General features: G+C 26.7%; 21 protein-coding genes. 10 read left to right on the top strand and 11 right to left on the bottom strand.

Features of this window, described 5'->3' with window-relative positions; genetic code table 11:
• Positions 1-28 precede the first annotated feature (28 nt).
• Positions 29-1,003 (top strand): YhdH/YhfP family quinone oxidoreductase, encoded by a 975-nt coding sequence (locus AMYT_RS00230; RefSeq protein ID WP_114840572.1) that lies wholly within the window; start codon positions 29-31, stop codon positions 1,001-1,003.
• A 24-nt stretch (positions 1,004-1,027) separates the two neighbouring features.
• Here AMYT_RS00230 and AMYT_RS00225 read toward each other — a convergent pair whose 3' ends face one another.
• Positions 1,028-1,390: a winged helix-turn-helix transcriptional regulator gene (locus AMYT_RS00225; RefSeq protein WP_114840571.1), complete on the bottom strand. Its 363-nt coding sequence runs from the start codon at positions 1,388-1,390 to the stop codon at positions 1,028-1,030.
• A 144-nt stretch (positions 1,391-1,534) separates the two neighbouring features.
• On the opposite strand from AMYT_RS00225, the gene trxA reads away from it, so the two are divergent.
• The 5 genes from trxA to AMYT_RS00200 all read left to right on the top strand — a co-directional run bounded on the left by trxA (position 1,535) and on the right by AMYT_RS00200 (position 6,921).
• Positions 1,535-1,855, top strand: coding sequence for a thioredoxin (gene trxA / locus AMYT_RS00220; RefSeq protein WP_114840570.1), 321 nt, complete (start codon positions 1,535-1,537; stop codon positions 1,853-1,855).
• A gap of 108 nt (positions 1,856-1,963) precedes the next feature.
• Entirely contained in the window at positions 1,964-3,196 is a 1,233-nt protein-coding gene (locus tag AMYT_RS00215; protein WP_114840569.1) for a glutamate-5-semialdehyde dehydrogenase, read from the top strand.
• Between the two features lie 99 nt (positions 3,197-3,295).
• The gene (ccoG, locus tag AMYT_RS00210; protein ID WP_114840568.1) at positions 3,296-4,642 is read left to right on the top strand and encodes a cytochrome c oxidase accessory protein CcoG; all 1,347 of its coding nucleotides are present in this window, start codon (positions 3,296-3,298) and stop codon (positions 4,640-4,642) included.
• A gap of 90 nt (positions 4,643-4,732) precedes the next feature.
• The gene (locus AMYT_RS00205; protein WP_114840567.1) at positions 4,733-5,995 is read left to right on the top strand and encodes a serine hydroxymethyltransferase; all 1,263 of its coding nucleotides are present in this window, start codon (positions 4,733-4,735) and stop codon (positions 5,993-5,995) included.
• Between the two features lie 74 nt (positions 5,996-6,069).
• Positions 6,070-6,921 (top strand): bifunctional helix-turn-helix domain-containing protein/methylated-DNA--[protein]-cysteine S-methyltransferase, encoded by an 852-nt coding sequence (locus tag AMYT_RS00200; protein WP_114840566.1) that lies wholly within the window; start codon positions 6,070-6,072, stop codon positions 6,919-6,921.
• Positions 6,922-6,926: 5 nt separating this feature from the next.
• On the opposite strand, the gene AMYT_RS00195 is transcribed toward AMYT_RS00200, so the two are convergent.
• From AMYT_RS00195 to AMYT_RS00175, 5 genes are read right to left on the bottom strand one after another with little or no spacing between them, the layout of a single operon-like run.
• Positions 6,927-8,243 carry a sensor histidine kinase gene (locus AMYT_RS00195; RefSeq protein ID WP_114840565.1) on the bottom strand — a complete coding sequence of 439 codons (1,317 nt, stop codon included), beginning with the start codon at positions 8,241-8,243 and terminating at the stop codon, positions 6,927-6,929.
• Positions 8,236-8,910 (bottom strand): response regulator, encoded by a 675-nt coding sequence (locus AMYT_RS00190; protein WP_114840564.1) that lies wholly within the window; start codon positions 8,908-8,910, stop codon positions 8,236-8,238. The genes AMYT_RS00195 and AMYT_RS00190 overlap by 8 nt, the downstream gene beginning before the upstream one ends.
• Positions 8,897-10,789 carry a PAS domain-containing sensor histidine kinase gene (locus tag AMYT_RS00185; protein WP_114840563.1) on the bottom strand — a complete coding sequence of 631 codons (1,893 nt, stop codon included), beginning with the start codon at positions 10,787-10,789 and terminating at the stop codon, positions 8,897-8,899. Before AMYT_RS00185 ends, AMYT_RS00190 begins: the two co-directional genes overlap by 14 nt.
• Positions 10,786-11,712, bottom strand: coding sequence for a cytochrome-c peroxidase (locus tag AMYT_RS00180; RefSeq protein ID WP_228197913.1), 927 nt, complete (start codon positions 11,710-11,712; stop codon positions 10,786-10,788). The genes AMYT_RS00185 and AMYT_RS00180 overlap by 4 nt, the downstream gene beginning before the upstream one ends.
• A 48-nt stretch (positions 11,713-11,760) precedes the next feature.
• On the bottom strand, positions 11,761-12,390 hold the full coding sequence (locus AMYT_RS00175; RefSeq protein WP_114840561.1) for a LysE family translocator: 630 nt from the start codon (positions 12,388-12,390) through the stop codon (positions 11,761-11,763).
• A gap of 97 nt (positions 12,391-12,487) precedes the next feature.
• Between AMYT_RS00175 and AMYT_RS00170 the strand changes: the two genes are divergently transcribed.
• The 3 genes from AMYT_RS00170 to AMYT_RS00160 are packed head-to-tail and all read left to right on the top strand — an operon-like array spanning position 12,488 to position 15,030.
• Entirely contained in the window at positions 12,488-13,888 is a 1,401-nt protein-coding gene (locus tag AMYT_RS00170) for a phosphomannomutase/phosphoglucomutase (RefSeq protein WP_114840560.1), read from the top strand.
• Positions 13,863-14,588, top strand: coding sequence for a carbon-nitrogen hydrolase family protein (locus tag AMYT_RS00165; protein WP_114840559.1), 726 nt, complete (start codon positions 13,863-13,865; stop codon positions 14,586-14,588). Before AMYT_RS00170 ends, AMYT_RS00165 begins: the two co-directional genes overlap by 26 nt.
• Positions 14,581-15,030: a low molecular weight protein-tyrosine-phosphatase gene (locus AMYT_RS00160; protein ID WP_114840558.1), complete on the top strand. Its 450-nt coding sequence runs from the start codon at positions 14,581-14,583 to the stop codon at positions 15,028-15,030. The genes AMYT_RS00165 and AMYT_RS00160 overlap by 8 nt, the downstream gene beginning before the upstream one ends.
• A gap of 161 nt (positions 15,031-15,191) precedes the next feature.
• Here the strand turns inward: AMYT_RS00160 and AMYT_RS00155 are convergent, their stop codons facing one another.
• Together AMYT_RS00155 and AMYT_RS00150 are read right to left on the bottom strand one after the other, a co-directional pair.
• On the bottom strand, positions 15,192-15,584 hold the full coding sequence (locus tag AMYT_RS00155) for a hypothetical protein (protein ID WP_114840557.1): 393 nt from the start codon (positions 15,582-15,584) through the stop codon (positions 15,192-15,194).
• 2 nt (positions 15,585-15,586) lie between these two features.
• A complete protein-coding gene (locus tag AMYT_RS00150; protein ID WP_114840556.1) occupies positions 15,587-16,321 on the bottom strand; it encodes an OmpA family protein in 735 nt (244 codons plus the stop codon).
• A 209-nt stretch (positions 16,322-16,530) separates the two neighbouring features.
• On the opposite strand from AMYT_RS00150, the gene AMYT_RS00145 reads away from it, so the two are divergent.
• A complete protein-coding gene (locus AMYT_RS00145; protein WP_114840555.1) occupies positions 16,531-17,745 on the top strand; it encodes an NAD(P)-dependent oxidoreductase in 1,215 nt (404 codons plus the stop codon).
• A 17-nt stretch (positions 17,746-17,762) separates the two neighbouring features.
• On the opposite strand, the gene AMYT_RS00140 is transcribed toward AMYT_RS00145, so the two are convergent.
• The 3 genes from AMYT_RS00140 to AMYT_RS00130 all read right to left on the bottom strand — a co-directional run bounded on the left by AMYT_RS00140 (position 17,763) and on the right by AMYT_RS00130 (position 20,386).
• The gene (locus AMYT_RS00140) at positions 17,763-18,014 is read right to left on the bottom strand and encodes a hypothetical protein (protein WP_114840554.1); all 252 of its coding nucleotides are present in this window, start codon (positions 18,012-18,014) and stop codon (positions 17,763-17,765) included.
• Positions 18,015-18,111: 97 nt separating this feature from the next.
• Positions 18,112-19,101 carry a HEAT repeat domain-containing protein gene (locus tag AMYT_RS00135; protein ID WP_114840553.1) on the bottom strand — a complete coding sequence of 330 codons (990 nt, stop codon included), beginning with the start codon at positions 19,099-19,101 and terminating at the stop codon, positions 18,112-18,114.
• A gap of 250 nt (positions 19,102-19,351) precedes the next feature.
• Positions 19,352-20,386 (bottom strand): ribonucleotide-diphosphate reductase subunit beta, encoded by a 1,035-nt coding sequence (locus AMYT_RS00130; RefSeq protein WP_114840552.1) that lies wholly within the window; start codon positions 20,384-20,386, stop codon positions 19,352-19,354.
• Between the last annotated feature and the right edge of the window lie 17 nt (positions 20,387-20,403).

Genomic DNA, 20,403 nt, shown 5'->3' with positions numbered 1-20,403 from the left:
TTTAAATATATTTAATTAAAGGGAAAAAATGAAAGCATTTGTAGTTGAAAAAATTGATGATAAAAAATATGAAGCTTCTATAAAAGATATAGAAATACCAACAATTAAAGAAGATGAAATTTTAATAAAGTGTTTATATTCTTCATTAAATTATAAAGATGCTCTAAGTTCAATAGGAAATCCAGGAGTTACAAAAGTTTTTCCTCATATAACAGGGATTGATGTATCAGGAGAGGTTATAGAGTCTAAAAGTAGCAACTTTAAAAAAGGTGATAAAGTAGTAGTAACAGGTTATGATTTTGGGATGAATACAAATGGAGGACATCAAGAGTATGCAAAAGTTCCTTCATCTTGGGCAATAAAAATTCCTAAAGAACTTGATGAAAAAGAGATAATGATATATGGAACTGCTGGATTAACAGCTGCACTAAGTATTAATGAACTGCAACAAAATAATATAACAAAAGGTAAAATCTTAGTTACTGGTGCAACAGGAGGAGTAGGAAGTATTGCTGTATGCATCTTATCAAAATTGGGATATGAAGTTAGTGCAATTACAGGAAAAAAAGAACAAATAGAGTTTTTAAAATCTTTAGGTGCAAAAGATGTTATTTTAAGACAAGAGTTTGATATTGAAAATAAAAGACCTCTTTTAAGTGAAAAATATGATGGAGTTGTGGATACAGTAGGAGGAGAATATTTAGCTCATAGTTTAAAACAACTAAAATATAATGGTGTTGCTACTTGTTGTGGATTAACTTCTTCATATGAATTAAATACAAATGTATTTCCATTTATTTTAAGAGGTGTAAGATTAATCGGTATTGATTCAGTGGAAATAAGTTTAGAGAAAAAAGAAAAAATCTGGCAAAAAGTTGCAAAAGAGTATAAAGTTGAGAATATTAACTCTTTAGTAACACAAATCTCTTTAGAGCAAATAAAAGAGGCTTATAATAAAATACTAAACTCAAAAGCAATAGGAAGATATTTAGTAAAAATATAAAGGAATTTTTTATTCCTTTATTTTCTAATCGATAACACAATGAGCATCTTCACTAAACTTTATTCCTATTTCATTGTTTTTTGCATACTCTTTTCCCCAATCATGTAAATCATATAAAATAGGAATTAGTTTCTCTCCTGCACTTGTAAGTTTATATTCCACTTTAGGAGGAATTACAGGATATACTATTCTTTCTACAATTCCAGCTTCTTCAAGCTCTCTTAATTGTTGAGTTAGCATTTTTTGTGAAATATTAGGAATAAGTCTTTTTAACTCCCCATTTCTTCTTACATCTTTTTTTAAAGCCCAAAGAACCATACCTTTCCATTTACCACCAATTATATCAGTAGCAAGTTGGAAAAAGCAATTATATTTTTTTGATTCCATAAGTTAGCCTTTAATTTTTTATAATTTTACAGCTTTTATTTTTAATAGTTACTTAATAGTTACTATAAAACTAATAAGTACATACTTGACAAATAGTTTCTAAATAGATAAAATTCAGCCATTAAAAAATATAAAGGAAATTTTATGGGAAAATATATTGATTTAACACAAGATAATTTTGATAGTACAGTTGCAAATGGAGTATCTTTAGTAGATTTCTGGGCTCCTTGGTGTGGACCTTGTAGAATGTTAGCTCCTGTGATTGAAGAATTAGGTGCTGATTTTGAAGGTAAAGCAAATATTTGTAAAGTAAATACAGATGAGCAACAAGACTTAGCTGTTAAATACGGAATTAGATCTATTCCTACTATTATTTTTATGAAAGATGGTGAGATTGTAGATCAAATGGTTGGTGCTTCTTCTAAACAAGCATTAACTGATAAATTAAATTCAATTATTGCATAAAAAAGAGGGATTAAATCCCTCTTTTTACTACAAAACTCCTTCATACTTCAAATATAAACAAACTTTAGATAAAATAACTTTCATTTGTAAAAAAATTAGGGAAAGAAAATGCAACAATTTTTGGAAGAATCAAAAAAAATAAGTAGAGAAATTGCTACTTTAAGTGGAGAAACTAAGAATAAAGTATTAAATCAAATGGCAGATGCTTTAATTGAACATTGTGACTTTATAGTTCATAATAATTCAAAAGATATGAAAGAAGCTGAAAATAATAATTTAAGCCTTGATTTAAAAGATAGACTTTTACTAACAGCGGATAGAGTAAAAGCAATGGCAAAAGCAATAAGAGAAATTGCTGCTTTAAAAGACCCAGTGGGTAAAACTTTAGATGGCTGGGTAACAGAAAATGGATTAAATATTCAAAAAGTATCTATTCCTATTGGAGTAATTGGGATTATTTATGAAAGTAGACCAAATGTTACAAGTGATACTGCTGCACTTTGTTTTAAAAGTGGTAATGTTTGTGTATTAAAAGGTGGAAAAGAAGCCCATAATAGTAATCAAGCCATCGCAAATATCTTAAGAAATGTATTAGCCAAAAATAAACTTCCCGAACAGGCTATCTCTTTACTTCCAGATTCAAGTAGAGAGGGTGTTGCAAAACTTATAACACAAGATAAATATGTGGATTTAATTGTACCAAGAGGAGGAGAAGCACTTATAAAATTTGTAAGTCAAAATGCTACTGTTCCTGTGGTAAAACATGATAAAGGATTATGTCATACATATATTGATAAATATGCAGATGGCAAAAAAGCCTTAGAAATTGCAATAAATGCAAAATGCTCTAGACCAGGAGTTTGTAACTCTATGGAGACTTTATTAGTACATAAAGAAGTAGCAAACTATATCTTACCTGCACTTCATGAAGCTTTTGTATATCAACAAACAGAGCTTAGAGGTTGTGAAGAGACAAGAAAGATTATAGATATTCAATGTGCAACAGTAGAAGATTATGATACTGAGTATCTTGCAAATATCTTATCTATAAAAATAGTAAAAGATGTAAATGAAGCAATTTATCATATTAATAAACATGGTTCAGGACACTCTGAATGTATTATTAGTGAAAATTACTCAACTATTAATAAATTCTTAGATGAAGTAGATGCTGCTTGTGTATATGCAAATGCTAGTACAAGATTTACTGATGGAGGGGCATTTGGACTTGGAGCTGAAGTGGGTATATCTACAAATAAGCTTCACTCAAGAGGACCTATGGGAATAAATGATCTTACAACATTTAAATATAAAATCTTAGGAAATGGTCAAATTAGATAAAATATATCTAATTTGACAAATTTTTACTTTTTTATTTCTAGCTTACTTTTTTGCCACCAAATGTCACTAAAGTGTTATTAAATATTTTAGGAGGCGTTTATGACGTATGCAAAAAAAAGATATCTTAACTTCTTTGCAATTACTATTTTTACATTAGTATTACCCTTTATAACAGTAAATGGGAATCATATGTTATTATTATCATTTGATAGAATGGAATTTCATTTTTTAGGTTTTGCCTTTGAAATGCAAGAACTTTATATAATGCCATTTTTACTTATGATTCTTTTTATTGGTATTTTTGCAATGACTGCTATTGGAGGTAGAGTTTGGTGTGGATGGGCCTGTCCACAAACTATCTTTAGAGTAATTTATAGAGATTTATTAGAATCAAAAATCTTTAATCTAAGAAGAATAAAAAATAAACAAAAAAATATTGATTATTCAAAAACAGAAAATAAAATAAAAAAAGTACTAGCAATTGGTATTTTTGGAATTTTAGCACTAATTATTTCAACTAATTTTATGTGGTATTTTATTCCACCTAAAGATTTCTTCATATATATGCAAAACCCACAAGAACATGTATTTATGGTAATGTTTATTGTAACAGTAGCACTGTTTTTAGTATATGATATTGTTTTTACAAAGGAACATTTTTGTACTTATGTTTGTCCTTACTCTAGAATACAGTCTGTTTTATATGATGATAATACAATCCAAGCTATTTATAATACAAATAGAGGAGGGAATATCTATGAAAAAGGACAAAAGTCTATTTTTAATGTAAAACAGTGGGATGCAGCTCAAGAGTGTACTACTTGTGAAGCTTGTGTTAAAATTTGTCCAACAGGAATAGATATTAGAAAAGGTTTACAAGTTGAATGTATTAACTGTTTAGAATGTGTAGATGCTTGTACAAGTGTAATGGGAAAACTTGGTAAAAAAACACTTGTAAATTGGGGAAGTACAAATGAAGTACTAAAAGATACAAAAACACAATTTTTTAGTCTTAGAAATATTATGTACTATTTAGCAATAGCAATATGTGTAGTTTTACTAATCTTTTCAGCTTCAAAAAAAGAGTATTTTTTACTAAATGTAAATAAAACAACAAATCTATATGAAATAAAAAATAATGCTCAAGTTTCAAATAACTATTTATTAACTATACAAAATAGGTCTAAAGAGGCTTATACTTTTGATATAAAACTTGAAGATAATGAAAACTTTGAGATAAAAAGATTTAAACCTTTTAAACTTGAAATTGATAAAAGAGTTAAAAAAGTATTAATTATAGAAACAAAAAAAAGGCTGTTTTTATCTGATACAAAATCAACACCAATTAAACTTAAAATTATAATGTTTGCAAAAGAAAAACCAAATGAAGTTTATAAAGAACAGGTTATATCATTTATATATCCAAGAAATGATAGTTTTAAATAAATTAGCAATATCTGGATTGTGTATAATTTTTAATTTAGTTATACTTTCGAAGATTTAGAAGTTTAATAAAATAAGTTAAAGGAGAATAATATGAGTTTTTTATCAAATGAGAACTTAGCACAAGCAGATGAAAAAGTATTTTCCATCATAGAGAATGAATTAAAAAGACAAACAAATCATTTAGAGATGATAGCAAGTGAAAACTTTACAAGCCCAGCAGTAATGCAAGCAATGGGTTCTATTTTTACAAATAAATATGCAGAGGGTTATCCATATAAAAGATATTATGGAGGATGTGAATTTGCTGATGAAGTAGAACAATTAGCAATCAATAGAGCATGCGAAATCTTTGGATGTAAATATGCAAATGTACAACCACATTCAGGAAGCCAAGCAAATGGTGCAGTATATGCAGCATTATTAAGTGCAGGAGATAAAATCCTAGGAATGGATTTATCACATGGAGGACACTTAACACATGGTTCAAAACCATCTTTTTCAGGTAAGAACTATCAAGCATTCTATTATGGAGTAGAACTTGATGGAAGAATTAACTATGATAAAGTATTAGATATAGCAAAAATAGTTCAACCAAAAATTATAGTATGTGGAGCAAGTGCATACGCAAGAGAGATAGATTTTAAAAGATTTAAAGAAATAGCAGATGAAGTAGGAGCAATTTTATTTGCAGATATAGCACATGTAGCAGGACTAGTAGCAGCAGGAGAGCACCAAAGCCCATTCCCATACGCAGATATAGTAACAACAACAACTCATAAGACATTAAGAGGTCCAAGAGGTGGGATGATAATGACAAATGATGAGGAAATAGCAAAAAAAATCAATAGTGCAATTTTCCCAGGATTACAAGGTGGACCATTAGTACATGTAATAGCAGCAAAAGCAGTAGCATTTGGAGAAGTTTTAAAACCACAATGGAAAGAGTATGCAAAACAAGTAAAAGCAAATGCAAAAGTATTAGCAGAAGTACTAGTAAAAAGAGGATATGATTTAGTAAGTAATGGAACAGATAATCACTTAGTATTAGTATCATTTTTAAATAAACCATTTTCAGGGAAAGATGCAGATGCAGCATTAGGGAAAGCAGGGATAACAGTAAATAAAAATACAGTACCAGGAGAGACAAGAAGTCCATTTGTAACAAGTGGTATAAGAATAGGAAGCCCAGCATTAACAGCAAGAGGGATGAAAGAAGAAGAGTTTGAATATATAGCAAATAAAATATGTGATGTATTAGATGACATTGAAAATACGCAACTTCAAGAAAAAGTAAATAAAGAACTTGAAGAGCTTGCTTCTAAGTTTGTTATTTATACTCAAGGAACTTACTAATTAATTTACTTGTAAATATATTAAAGGTTTAAGTGGTATACTTTGCTGCTTAAACCTTTTTTTTAAGATATACAATGGGTGAAAATAAACTATATTTACAAAATGAAAACTATAACAAAATTGTAGAAGCTATACAATATATTGATGAAAACTTCAAAGACCAACCAAGTATTGATACAATTGCTCAACATATTGGTATGAGTAAATATCACTTTATTAGGGTATTTAAAGAGTATGTGGGAGTAACTCCTATACAATTTTTACAATCAATTACTTTAAACTATGCAAAAGAACATTTAAAAGAATCCACTTCTATATTAGAAAGCTCTCTTGATTTAGGACTTTCAAGCCCAAGTCGTTTACATGATTTATTTGTAAATATTATTGGAGTAACTCCTAAAGAGTATAAAGAACTAGGACAAAATGTAGAGATAACTTATGGATATGGATATACTCCTTTTGGGAATGCATTAATAGCCACAACAAAAAGAGGTATTTGTTTTTTAGGCTTTTATGATAAAAGTAAACAAGCTGTACAAAAAAGATTTAAAGAGATTTGGGCAAATGCAAATCTTATAAAAGATGATGAAAAAGCCGCTGAAGTGTTAAATAGTATTTTTATAAAAAAAGATAAAAAATTTAATCTTTATGTAAAAGGTACAAACTTTCAAATTAATGTATGGAAAGCTTTGATAAATATCCCAGATGGCTCAATTACAACCTATCAAGATGTGGCAAAATATCTAAATAATCCAAAAGCTGTAAGGGCTGTTGCAAATGCTATTGGTTCAAATCCTATTGGATACTTAATCCCTTGTCATAGGGTATTGGGAAAATCAGGGGCAATGACTGGATATAGATGGGGAGTTGAAAGAAAAAAAATCTTAGTTGCTTACGAAGCTTTAAAGAAAAAAGAGGAAAAATAGAAGTTTTAAAAACTTTTTTCCAAAAATATAATAAACTTTATACCTTTTTTTAAAGCTTTCACTTCAACTTTTCCCATAAAACTATCTTCAATAATAGTTTTTACTAAATATAAACCTATTCCAAAACCCTCTTTTTTAGTTGTATAGTAAGCTTTAAAAAGATTTGGAATATCTTTAGCTTTAACTCCACACCCATTATCTTCAATCTCAATTTTTATCCAAGTACTATCACTACTAACATCAACTCTTATAAAAGGTTCATTTTCATTTTTTACAGCGTCTATACTATTTTTTATTAAAGTTAAAATAACTTGAGATAATTCATTTGAAATCCCATAAACTTTTAAAAACTCATTTGCATGAAAATCAAAAGAGACATTTACTCTTTTTTGTTTTATATCTGCATTTAAAATAGTAAAGGCTTTTTGTATTGAATCTTTAATATAAAATTCCTCTTTCTTTTTAGAAGGAGTATAAAAGTCTTTAAAATCATCAATTGTTTTTGACATAAATTGTAATTGCTCATTTGCTTGATTAAATTTTTTATAAAAATACTCTTTTGTTAAATTATCACTTTCATACTTAGATTTTAAATTAATTAAGATATAAGATAGGCTATTTAAAGGCTGTCTCCATTGATGGGCAATATTTACAATCATAGAACCTGATTTTGCAAGCCTATTTTGATGTAAAAGCATATTTTCATAATTAAGATTTTGAAGCTTTAATTCTTTATATTTATTTGCCAAACTAAGAGTAAATAAAACTGCTTCAATTGCAAAAGCTATTAAAACTAAATCAATATATCCACTTTGTATATATAAACTTTTAATCTGCATTATATATAAAAATAAACAAACAAAAGACCAACCAAGAACATAGATTAAAGTGGCTTTTAATCCTTTATTTATATTAAAAATTACAGAAATAAATAGTAAGAAATAAATAACACTATAAGGCAAATACTCAAAAAGTACATAGTGATAAAATACTGTTGCCAGAGCAAAAATAAAAAAAGCAGTAAAATATAGTAGTTGTTTAGTATTTTTAAAAGTAGGAATAAACTCAACTTTAAAAAAAACAAAAGCAAAAACTATTGCAAAAATAGTTGCAAAAACTAAAAAAATATCTTCAAAAATTACAGGTATAAAAAAAAGTTGGCTATATGTTATTATATACCCTAAAGAAAAAATCTGCATTAAACAATATGCCAAATAAAATAACTCTTTAATATAAATATATCTAATTGCCGTATATAAAATACTCATTAAAAGTATTCCAAAAGTTACTCCATAAGCTAATACTATATTTATATCATACATCTAATTTATAACCAACACCAGAAAGATTAGAGATACAATTACAGCAAAAATGAGACTTTAATCTTTTTACTAAAGTCTTTAAGGCATCTTTGCTCATTATATCTTCTGCCCAAACATAGTTTTCTATTTCTTGATAAGTTACATATCTATTTTGATTTTTAATAAGAAGTTCTAAAAGAAGTATCTCTTTTGCTCTAAGTTTTACAATTTCATTATTTTTTTGTAAAGTTTTATTAAAAATATCAAAGCTAATATTTTCACAAATATCAACTATATTTGAGCTATTATGTTTAAAAGAGTCTATACATAAAGTTATTGCTTCAACTAATTCTTCTTGCTTTATAGGCTTTATTAGATACTTTATTAGCTGTAATTCCACAGCTTTTAATAAATACTCTTTTGTACTATATGCTGTTGTAATTATTATTTGTGTTTTTTTATCATTTTGTCTAAGTTGTTTTACAAATTCTAGACCATTTATTTTTGGCATTTGAATATCAGTGATTATAATATCAGGAGAGTATTGTTTATATAAAGCTAATGCTTCTAAACCATCTTTTGCCTCATAGATGAACTCAAAATAATCTTCTAAGAACTCTACTGCATTTTCCCTTGTAATTTCATCATCTTCAACATACAAAAGTTTTAATTTATTATTTTCTATCATTTTTTTTACTTGGGATTATAATTGTAAATTCTGCACCTTTATACTTGTTTTGTTCATAAGTATATTCACAGTTTTTTACATCAATTGTTCCATAAAAGTGTTTAGAGATAATTTCATAAGTCATATAAAGTCCTATTCCTGTACCTTGACTTTTATGCTTTGTAGTAAAATATGGCTCAAAAATATTTTCTATAATTTTTTCATCTATTCCTAAACCATTATCTTTTATTTTTATTACAATACTATTTTTATCTTTACTACTAACATCCAAAAAGATTAATCTTTTTCCTTCTTTTACATTTTTAACTAAAGCATCTTGTGCATTATTTATAACATTTACTAAAGACTGGATAAGCTCATGTTCTAAGCCTTCCATATTTACTTCTTGTATATTTGGTATAAACTCTATTTTATTTTCATTAAATTTATAACCAATTAAATCTATTATTTTATTAATAGTATTTTTTATATTAAATAACGTATTTTCATGGTTTGTTTTAAAAAAAGTTTTAAAACTATCAATAGTTCTTGATAAATATAAAGTATTATCTACTATAACATCTATTAAATCATTAAAAGTATCATCATCTAAAGAATCATACTCTTTATTTAGCTTCATTCCACTAGCAGCTGTTGAAATAGTAGAAAGGGGTTGTCTCCATTGGTGAGCAATACTATCAAGCATTTCATGCATTGCAACCATCTTTGATTGTTGTGCTAACATATGCTCTTTTTCTTTTAAATCTTTTTCTATTTTTTTCTCTTTAGTCACATCTAGCTTAATAGCTAAAAACTCTATTATTTTCCCTTTTTCATTAAAAATAGGAGAGATAGTTGTTTTTTCATAACTTAATTCACCATCTTTTCTTCTATTTATAAACTCTCCATACCATCTTTGTCCACTATAAATTGTCTTATTTAGTTTTTCATAAAAATGTTTACTATTTAATCCAGATTTTAAAATAGAAGCTCTTTTACCAATAACATCACTATATGTATATCCAGTATGTTTAATAAAATTTTCATTTACATATTTGATTTTTTGTTCAAAATCTGTTGTCATAATAATATTATCACTATTTTCTACGGCTTGTTTAAATCTATTTAATTGTATAGTTTGATAGGCTATTTTTGAATAATAAAATAAAAATAAAACTATACTTATAGATAATAAAATTATAATTATCCATAAAACACTTTTTATATCTTTAATAAATACATCTGAATAGTTATTATATTTTATTTCAAAGCTTTCTAATTTATTATTTAAACTTAAATTTCTTATTTTTTGTTTTTGTTGGTGAAACTTTTCATAATAGTTTAAAATATTTTCAGCATGCCTTACAAATATTTTTTCTTTAGGTGTTAAATTTGAAAGTTCAGCTAAACTTTGTTTTAATTTATCAATATTTATTTCACTATTAAATTCTAAACCAATAATTCTTGTATAAATTTTAATAAATCGTTTATTATCCAACTCTTCGTATAGCTTTTGAATATATCGGTATGAGTTATTTAAAACAGCACTTGTAGATTTAAGTTTCTCAATAGAGTTCATTTTTTCTTTTAAAAGCTTTTCTATTAAAGAAAACTCTACTTTTAAATCATCAAGCTTTAATTTTTCAAAATAGTTTTCATATTGAATATTTTTTAAAATATCTTTGATTTTAAAAATATCTTTTTGAATAACATCAAAATTATTATATGAAATACTACTAGACATAAAAATATCAAAGTTTTTATTAGTTGAAATTAAATAAGAGATATTTTTTTGAAATTTAAAAAATTCATCAATCTTTTTATTAGATTGATCTGTTGTATAAACCAAAGAAACAATCAAAAAAATAAAAGTTAAAACAATAAATAAAGGTTTTTTCATTTCATTTCCATTATTTTAGGTTTTTGACCATCCAATGTTTTTAAAAATTTAACAATTTTATCAACTTCATTTTCTAAAGGTTTCATTCCTAATTGATACTCTATCATAATTTCAACAGCCTCTTTTAAAGTCTTAGCAGAGGCATCGTGAAAATAGGGTGCTGTTTGATTTATATTTCTAAGTGTAGGAACTTTAAAATAATTTTTATCTTCTTCATCTTTAGTAACTTCATATCTACCTAGATTTTCTGATTTTGAAGCATATTCTTTTAAAATACCCATTTTTTGAAATAAGTTTCCACCAATATTTATTCCATTATGGCAAGAGATGCAACCATTTTGTTTAAAAAGTTCATACCCTTCTTTTTCATCTTTGTTTAAAGCTGTTTTGTCACCTTTTAAATATCTATCAAATTTAGAGTTAGGAGTAATTAGTGAGCTTTCAAATTCAGCAATTGAATCTACAATATTTTGTTTAGTTAAGCCCTCTTTATAAATATTTTTAAATTGTTTAACATAATACTCATCTTTTTTTAATTTTTCTACAATTTCCTCTAAATCTGAACCCATCTCAACAGGATTATGAATTGGACCACTAACTTGTTCTTTTAAATCTCTTGCTCGCCCATTCCAAAATTGAGTAAAGTTATACCTAGAGTTAAGAACTGTAGGAGAGTTTACCTTACCTTTTTTATTTTCAACTCCAACAGAAAAATCCCTATTATCATCTCCGCCTTTTTCTATATCATGACAAGAAGAACAAGAGATTGTATTATCTTTACTTAGTCTTTTATCAAAGAAGAGTTTTTTACCCAATAAAGCTTTTTCTATATTATAGTTTATCTGTTCATTTATAGGTAAAATCAATTCTTTTGCAACTAAATTAAAAAAATATAATAATAAAAAAATGATTACTTTCATAATATCATTTTATCATAAATATGATAAAAAAATAATCTCACTATATTGTCACTATCTTTCAGAAAAAGCCAATTTTAGACCAAGACTTACAAGAACAAAAGAAGTCATAATATTCATATATTTTATTATATTTGGTTTTTGTAATAGTTTACTACTTAGTAAATTACCTGCAATTCCAATTATTGAAAAAACAATTATTGTTAATATCATAAAAATAACTCCAAGTAGTATCATTTGCATTGGGATATTACCATTTTCAACACTTACAAATTGAGGAAGAAAAGCTAAAAAGAAAATAGATACCTTAGGATTTAAAACATTCATAAAAAATCCTTTAATATATAAGGCTTTTAAATCTTTTTTTGAAGCTTTTACTGTTAAATCAAGGGGTTCATTTCTATATTTAAAAGCTTGATATGCAATATATAAAAGATATGCTGCTCCAATATATTTTACAATATTAAAAGCTAGTTGTGAAGTTTTAAAAATCATAGAAATACCAAAAGCAGCCGCACCTGTGTGAATAATCAATCCAGTGCAAAGTCCTAAAGTTGTAATAATTGCAGCTTTTTTTGATTTGGTCATACCTTGTGTTAAAACATAAATATTATCAGGACCTGGAGCAATACATAATAAAAGTGAGGCTACAATGAACATATATAAATTACTTAATTCAATCATATTTTTCTCCTTAAAATTGAAATTATACCAAAATTAAAGTTATTACTATTAAAGCTTCAAACGATATAATTATGCAAAAATTTATCTTGAGGTCTTTATGATAAAAAAATCCATTTTTAGAGAATATGATATTAGAGGTATCATTGATGAAGAATTAAATGAAAAAAGCGTTAAATTAATAGGTTATTTTCTAGGTTTAGAAGTAAAAAAAAGAACAATAAAAACTCCTTATGTTGTAATTGGATATGATGCAAGAACACACTCTCCAAGACTTTTTGAATATTTAACAAGTGGTTTTAATAAAGCAGGTGTAAAAGTTTTTGGTATGGGTATGGTAGCAACAGGAGTAAACTACTTTGCTTCTTATCAAGAATTTCATTCAATTAGACCAAATGCTTCAGTAATGATTACAGGAAGTCATAATCCAAGTGAATATAATGGTTTTAAAATCTCAATAAATAATGCACCATTTTTTGCAGATGATATTTATACTTTAGGAGATGAAATTATTAAAAACCAAGAGCTGGTTATTGAAGATAATAAAGAGTATGAATTAATAAATGCAAAAGCTAGATATATTGAATATATGGTAAATGAATTTCAAGAATTAAAAGGCATGAAAACACCATTTGCTATTGACTGTGGAAATGGCGTTGCAAACACAGTTTTATGTGAAATTTTAGATAAATTAGAACTAAAATATGAGGGATTATATTGTAATCCAGATGGAACTTTCCCAAATCATCATCCAGACCCAAGTGAAGAAAAAAACTTAAAAGATTTAAAAGAACTTTTAAAAGGTAAAGCAAAATATGGTTTTGCTTATGATGGAGATGCAGATAGAATTGCTTTTTTAACTAAAAAACATAATGTAAAAGGTGATATTCTAGCTCTTTTATTTGCAAAGACAATGAAAGAACCAGTTATTGTTGGTGAAGTTAAATGTACACAAGTAATGTATGATTTAATAAATCAAAATGGTGGAAAAGCTATTATGTATAAAACAGGGCATAGTAACTTAAAAGTAAAACTAAAAGAGGTAAATGCTCATATGGCAGCAGAAGTATCTGGGCATATTTTCTTTAATGATAAATTTTATGGTTTTGATGATGCTATTTATGCAACTTTTAGAATCTTAGAATTAATTAAAAATGGAATGAATATTGATAAAGAAATTGAAGCTTTACCAAAAACATACTCAACAGAAGAGATAAAAGTAAAAACAACAGAAGAAGAAAAATTTTTACTTATTGATAAAATTAAAGAACTATTAAAAAATCCTCCTGCTAGTTTCCCAAAAATTCTTGATATTATTGATGTGGATGGAGTTAGAATAAACTTTAGACATGGATGGGGATTAGTTAGAGCTTCAAATACAACTCCTGTATTAGTAACAAGATTTGAATCAACAGATGAAAAAATCGCCTTAGAATACGAAGAAGAAGTAAATAAATTAATTCAATTAGCAAAAGATGAACTTAATAACACTTCAAACTAATATTTTAGAAGATTTTGAACAAAATCTTCTAAAGTTGAAAAAACTTATTAATAAAGCCCCTAAAAATAGTCTAATTCTTGCCAGTGAATTGGCACTTAGTGGCTATTCTTACAAAGATATGAAAAAAGCTTCAAAAATATCTTTAAAAGCAAAAAAAGAGTTATTAGAACTTAGTAAAGATAAAACTATTGCATTAACACTAATAATAGAAGAAAATAATAACTTTTTTAATAGATTTTTTCTATTTTCAAATAATAAAATAGTTCATACTCAAGATAAATATAGGCTTTTTGAGTTGGGGGAAGAAACAAACTATTTTAAAGCCCCAAATAGTGATGAAAAAATTAAGATTTTTAGTGTAAAGGGTTTAAAAATAGCTACATTAATCTGCTTTGAACTTAGATTTACTCAATATTGGGAAAGATTAAAAGGTGCAGATATTATACTTATTCCTGCAATGTGGGGGAAAAATAGAAAAGAGCATTTTGAGACTTTAACTCGTGCTTTGGCAATTGCAAACCAATGTTATGTGATAGCTTCAAATAGTGCTTATAAAGAGTGTTGTAAAAGTAGTGCAATAATTACTCCCTTTGGAGAGGTTATAAAAGATGATAGAAAAGAATTTATCTCTTTAAATTTTGAAAAACAACAAATTAAAAAAATGAGGAAATATCTAAAGGTTGGAATAGAAAATGAATAAAGCAAAATCAATAATTTTTGTATGTTTAGGGAATATTTGCCGTTCTCCCATAGCTCAAGGAGTTGCTCAAAAGTATATAAAAGAAAATAACTTAGATATTTTAATACAAAGTGCAGGAACAGGAAGCTGGCATGTGGGAGAAAACCCTTGTGAAAACTCTATAAAAGTATGTAAACAACATAATATTGATATTTCAAAACAAGTGGCAAGGCAAGTAAAAAAAGAGGACTTTAAAAAGTTTGATTTAGTTATAGGACTTGATGAAAGCAATATTTCAAATCTAAAAAAATTAGGGTGCAACAATCCTTTAAAACTTGGTTTTTTTGGTTATAACAATGAAGATGTCCCTGACCCATACTTTTTTGACGGATTTGAGGGCTTTGACAAAGTCTATAGTATGATAGAGACTTGTGTTATAGAATTAATAAAACAAAAATGTTAAATAATTTTATATTTTTGTAGAAAAAATATTGTTGATAATCCAAATAAATGAAAACTTGCAGTTGCTAAATATAAAAAAGAGTATTCCGTTAACATTTTCTAACTCCTAAAATGGTTTAGTTAGAAAATATTAACTGAAGTTGATTTCAAATTGGTTTCAATTTAAATAATTGGTTTTGTAAAAGCTTTTGCTTGTTCAACCCAATTTTCTTGAGAAATTCGTTCTTTAATATCTAAATAATTTTCTATCCATTCACAATTTTTAATAGACCAATTTGCTATTTGATCAAAATGAAAAATCCCTAAGTGATTTAGCTGTGCTTCAATAACTGAGTCAATTCCTTCAATTTGTTTTAAATCATCTTTACCAGCTGGTCTTGGACAGCTAAAAATCAATGGTTTATTATAAATATTTCCTACATTTTTAGAAGATTTTTCTGGAACAGAAGCATACTGCTGCTTCCTAGTAGCTTTCCCGATTAGAAATCCAATAATAAACCCTAAAATTGCAGCTATTACTAAACATAATACAATTTTTGAAGCTATTTCTATCACAACTATTCTCCTATAATATTAAATTCAATTCTATTAAATAGTTTTATATCATCTTGAGATAATGGTATTTTATCCCCATACCCTCTTGCTTTCATTCTATTTTTAGAAATACCTAAAGAAATAAGTTTTTTCTTAATATTAGCAGCTCTCATTACTGAAATATAAGTATTGTACTTCTCTTCATCGGGTTTAATACTTACATGACCAGCAATTTCGAACTTTAAGTTCTTATTTTCATTCATTATCTTAACAATTTTTGATAGCATCTCATCATTTTTAGTGATATAATCTATTCCATTTTTTGTAAATTCAAAAGGCTCATTTTTCATAAGTAAATACAAGCTATCTTGAATTTCTTTAGCTTTTGAAGATAAATCAATATAAAATAGTTCACCATTTGATCTTCTATAACCTTCATCGATTCTTTTTAAAATTATCTCTTTTGGTTCTTTTATTTCTTCTTCAATTTTAGTTATTTTTTCAGTTACACTAGCATTTACTTCTTTTGCCATCTCATCATTTGGCTCTATTTGTAAAGATACAACTTCATTTGTTTGCTCTTCTTCTATTTCTTCTTCAACAATTGGCTCATTAGTACTTGGTTCATCTACAATCACCTTTTCTTCGATAAATATCGGTGTTATATCAACTAATTCTTTTGTATGTTTATACACACAAGATACAATTAGTAATAACAATAATAGAGATAATAAAAAAACTTTTTTTCCCAATTCCATTAACAAACTCTTTTAAAATTTTAGTTATTATATCTTAAATTTTATAAGAACAGATAAAACAAGGTTAAAATTAATAAATTACTTTATTATCTATATATCAAAACTAAATATTTTAAAGCAAATTCTCTTAATATTATCATACGCTTATCATATTATTTAAATAAAATTTTTAATAAAATATTAAAGTTACTTAATAAAAAAGGGATTTTATGCAACATATTATTAATTCTGCACAAACTTGTTTAGATTGTAAAAAGCCAAAATGTCAAAAAGGTTGTCCTGTAAATACTCCAATTGCTGAAATGATAAGACTATTTTTAGCAGGAGAAATAAAAGAAGCAGGGAAAAAAGTATTTGAAAATAATCCTTTATCTATTATTTGTTCCTTAGTATGTCCACATGAAAAGCATTGTGAGGGGCATTGTATTTTAAATAAAAAATATACTCCTGTAAATGTAGGAGCAATTGAAAACTATATTTCCACATATTATATGAACTATAAACAATTTGAAAAAGTTCCTTCAAATGGTAGTAGTATAGCAATTATAGGAAGTGGACCAGCGGGTATTAGTTTAGCTATGATTTTAGCACTAAAAGGCTATCAAATTACAATGTATGAAGGAAATGATAAAATAGGTGGTGTTTTAAGATATGGAATACCTGATTTTAGGCTAGATAAATCTATTTTAGATGAGTTACTTGAAAAATTAAAAGCAGTTGGGGTACAAATTAGACCTAATACTTTAGTTGGGAAGAATATTACGATTGATGATTTATTTAGAGATGGATATAAAGCTATTTTTATAGGAACAGGGGTTTGGACACCTAAAAAGTTAGGTCTAAAAGGGGAGAGTTTAGGAAATGTACACTTTGCAATTGATTATTTAAAAAGTCCAAAAGCTTACAATCTTGGAAAAAAAGTTATAGTTATTGGTGCTGGAAATGTGGCTATGGATGTGGCTAGAACTGCGATTAGAAATGGAAGTAGTGAAGTATCAATTATGTATAGAAAAGGCTTTGAAGATATGCCTGCTGAAAAAGTAGAAATTGAATATGCAAAAATTGATGGTGTTAAATTTAATTTATATAAATCTCCTTTAGAGTTCACATCAAATGCAGTAAAATATCTTACTACAAATGAAATAGAAAATATTGAAGGGTTTGAAGAAGCCGATTCTATTTTAATTTCAATTAGTCAAAAACCAAGAGATTTGATAGTATCTAATACAACAGGTATTAATGTTGGGCAAGATGGCTTAGTTATTACAAATGATAGAGGAGAGACTACAAGAGAGGGTGTTTTTGCATCAGGGGATGTGGTAACAGGTGCTAGAACTGTTGTTGAAGCAGTTGCTTTATCAAAAAAAGTTGCTATTGCAATTGAAGAGTATATTGCTACTTTAAAAGAACAAGAAGCCTGTTAATAGAGAGATTTTTCTCTCTATTTTAATAATTCTATCCAAAAATATTTATTGGCAGCACCTTTCTCCACAGGCTTCCAACCATATGAAGTTGTATGCATAAAAAGTGTTTCATCTATTAGTTTAAAAGTAAACTCTTTTTCTATATCTTTACCTAAAGCTTCACTAAAAATAATATAGATATATTCTCCATCATCTTCTAGCTTATAAGAAAAATCATTTAAATCTAATATTTGCTTTTTTATAAAATCTAGTGTTCTTTCTTCTAACATTTATATCCCTTATAAAATATATGGTATTTTATGTTTTAAAAGCTTTTAAAGTGGTTATTTTAGTAAATTAATAAGATACAATAAAGAGAACTGCTCTTTATTGTAAATATAAATTAAAGATGATTTTATTCCAATTTGCTTCTAAAGAATCATGTAAAGAAAAAAGATTTTTTTCAGTTCTTAAAAATTCTAAAGCTTTTGTTGTTCCAATATCTCCTATTGATTTAAGGGCCATTGCTCTATCTTGCCATAATTTAGAGTTTTGATATAAATTTATTAGTAAATCTAACTGTTCTTCTGATCCAAGAATACCTAATCCACTAATTGCACTTAATCTTACATATTCATCAATATTTGCAGTTAATTTTTCTAAAAAATTTAAAGCTATTTGATTATTTGAGAAAGCTAATTCATAAACATCTAAATAGATTAATTTTTTATTTTCTGCTAAATCTTTTTCTATTTTACTAATTATTTCATATACTTTAGTATCTGAAAGTTTATAATTAAAATACTCTTTATTTATTTTTGCAACAACTTCTCTTATTAATAAAGAAGTAGGTTCATTATAACAAGGCTCATATAATTCACTCATACTCCAAAGGGGAACTTTACCTCTTTTTATAAAAGAAGCAAAAGTCTTTGTTTCACCCTTATAATTAACTTTTATTTTTAATGTTGATAAAGTTACCATTGGAGAATAGGCACTTGTTCTTCTAGAAAGAATATTAAAATGCTCTAAAGTTAGTTCATCTGAACTATCAAGAGAAAATTCTATTGGTAGTTTTCTAGAACTAAACTCTTTTTGTAACCCCTCTTTAATAAAAGTTTGTGCATCTATATCTTTATCTTTATGTTTAACTTTAAAGATATCCGTTTGTGTTCCAACAGAGACTTTATAATCATCTGTTAAAGTAGATTTAAACTTTAACTTAATTGCTTTTGAACTATCAACAGTATCATTAAAACTATTTGTTGAGGGTGTTGTTTCACTAACTGGCATCTTAATCTTAATTGAACAAGCTTGAAAAAATAGCACTATAAAAGAAATAGAGACTATTTGAAAAAGAACCTTTGCTTTCTTCATTTTACTTTCCTATAAATTTTTATTTACATTCTACTATAATATTGTCAAAATATTGGTCACATTTTTAAAATAAATCATATTTTTTATTATTTTTATAAAAAAAGATATTAAATAGTAGCCAAGTTGTTATAATTGCTTTTAATTTCTCTAGGGGAAAAGTATAAATTTAAGAATATATAAGAAGTATATGACTAAAGAAACTTCTGCATTTTGCAGAAATTTCTAAAAAAGAGTTATATAAAAACTCTTTTTAGAAGTCATCAAAGTCAATAGAACCTTTTGAGTAGTTAACAACATTTCCTTCAAAGAAGTTAGTTCTTTGGTCATTAAATGAAGCATAACCATCAACCCAAGGAATAGGGTGTTTTACATTGTACATAGGTTTGTATCCCACTGCTTCAAGTCTTTTATCTGCTAGATACTCAATATATTGTCTAATAATAGCATCTGTAAATCCTAAAATTTGACCTTGAGTAATATATGCACCCCAAGAAGCTTCTAAATCCACAGCTTTTCTAAACATCTCTCTTACAGTCTCTTCAAGTTCAGCTGTAAATAAATCTGGTCTTTCTTTTCTAGTAGAATTAATCATATTTTGAAAAAGTAAAAGGTGCGTTACTTCATCTCTTTGAATAAATCTAATCATTTGAGAACTTCCTAACATCTTACCTGATTTTCCAAGAGCATACATAGCTGCAAATCCAGCATAAAAATATAATCCCTCTAAAATTTGGTTTGCAAACATTGCAAGAACTATTTTCTCATCAGTAATTTCATCTGCATGAGCTCCACCTGTTAAGTTATCATAAACCTCTGCAATATAGTTGTTTTTTTCTCTTAATTTTGCATCATTTTTCCACATATCATAAATTTCATCTGTATTATCAGAAATAGACTCTACCATTACTGCATAAGATTTAGAGTGATTTGCTTCTTCATAACTTTGTCTTGAAAGACAAGCATTTACTTCTGGTGCAGTAATATAAGGATTGATATTATCCATAAGATTGTTTGTTTGTAATGAATCCATAAAAATTAATTGAGAAAGAACTAAATCATACATTCTTTTCTCTGCTGGACTTAAATATTTATAATCTTTAGCATCACCAGTCATTTGCACTTCTTTAGGGAACCAAGTATTTGCTTCCATCATATCCCAAAGGTTTAAAGCCCATTGATATTTTAACCTTGTAAAGTTAATCATACCATCTGGATTACCTCCAAAGATTCTTCTATCATTTAAGTTTTCTCTTGATTGTGGATTATATATCGTTTTTCTATCCATTAGGATTTCCTCTATAC

Source organism: Malaciobacter mytili LMG 24559, assembly GCF_003346775.1.
GTDB lineage: Bacteria > Campylobacterota > Campylobacteria > Campylobacterales > Arcobacteraceae > Malaciobacter > Malaciobacter mytili.
Note: the sequence above shows the minus strand (reverse complement) of the source record. Positions and strands in the feature narration are given on the sequence as shown.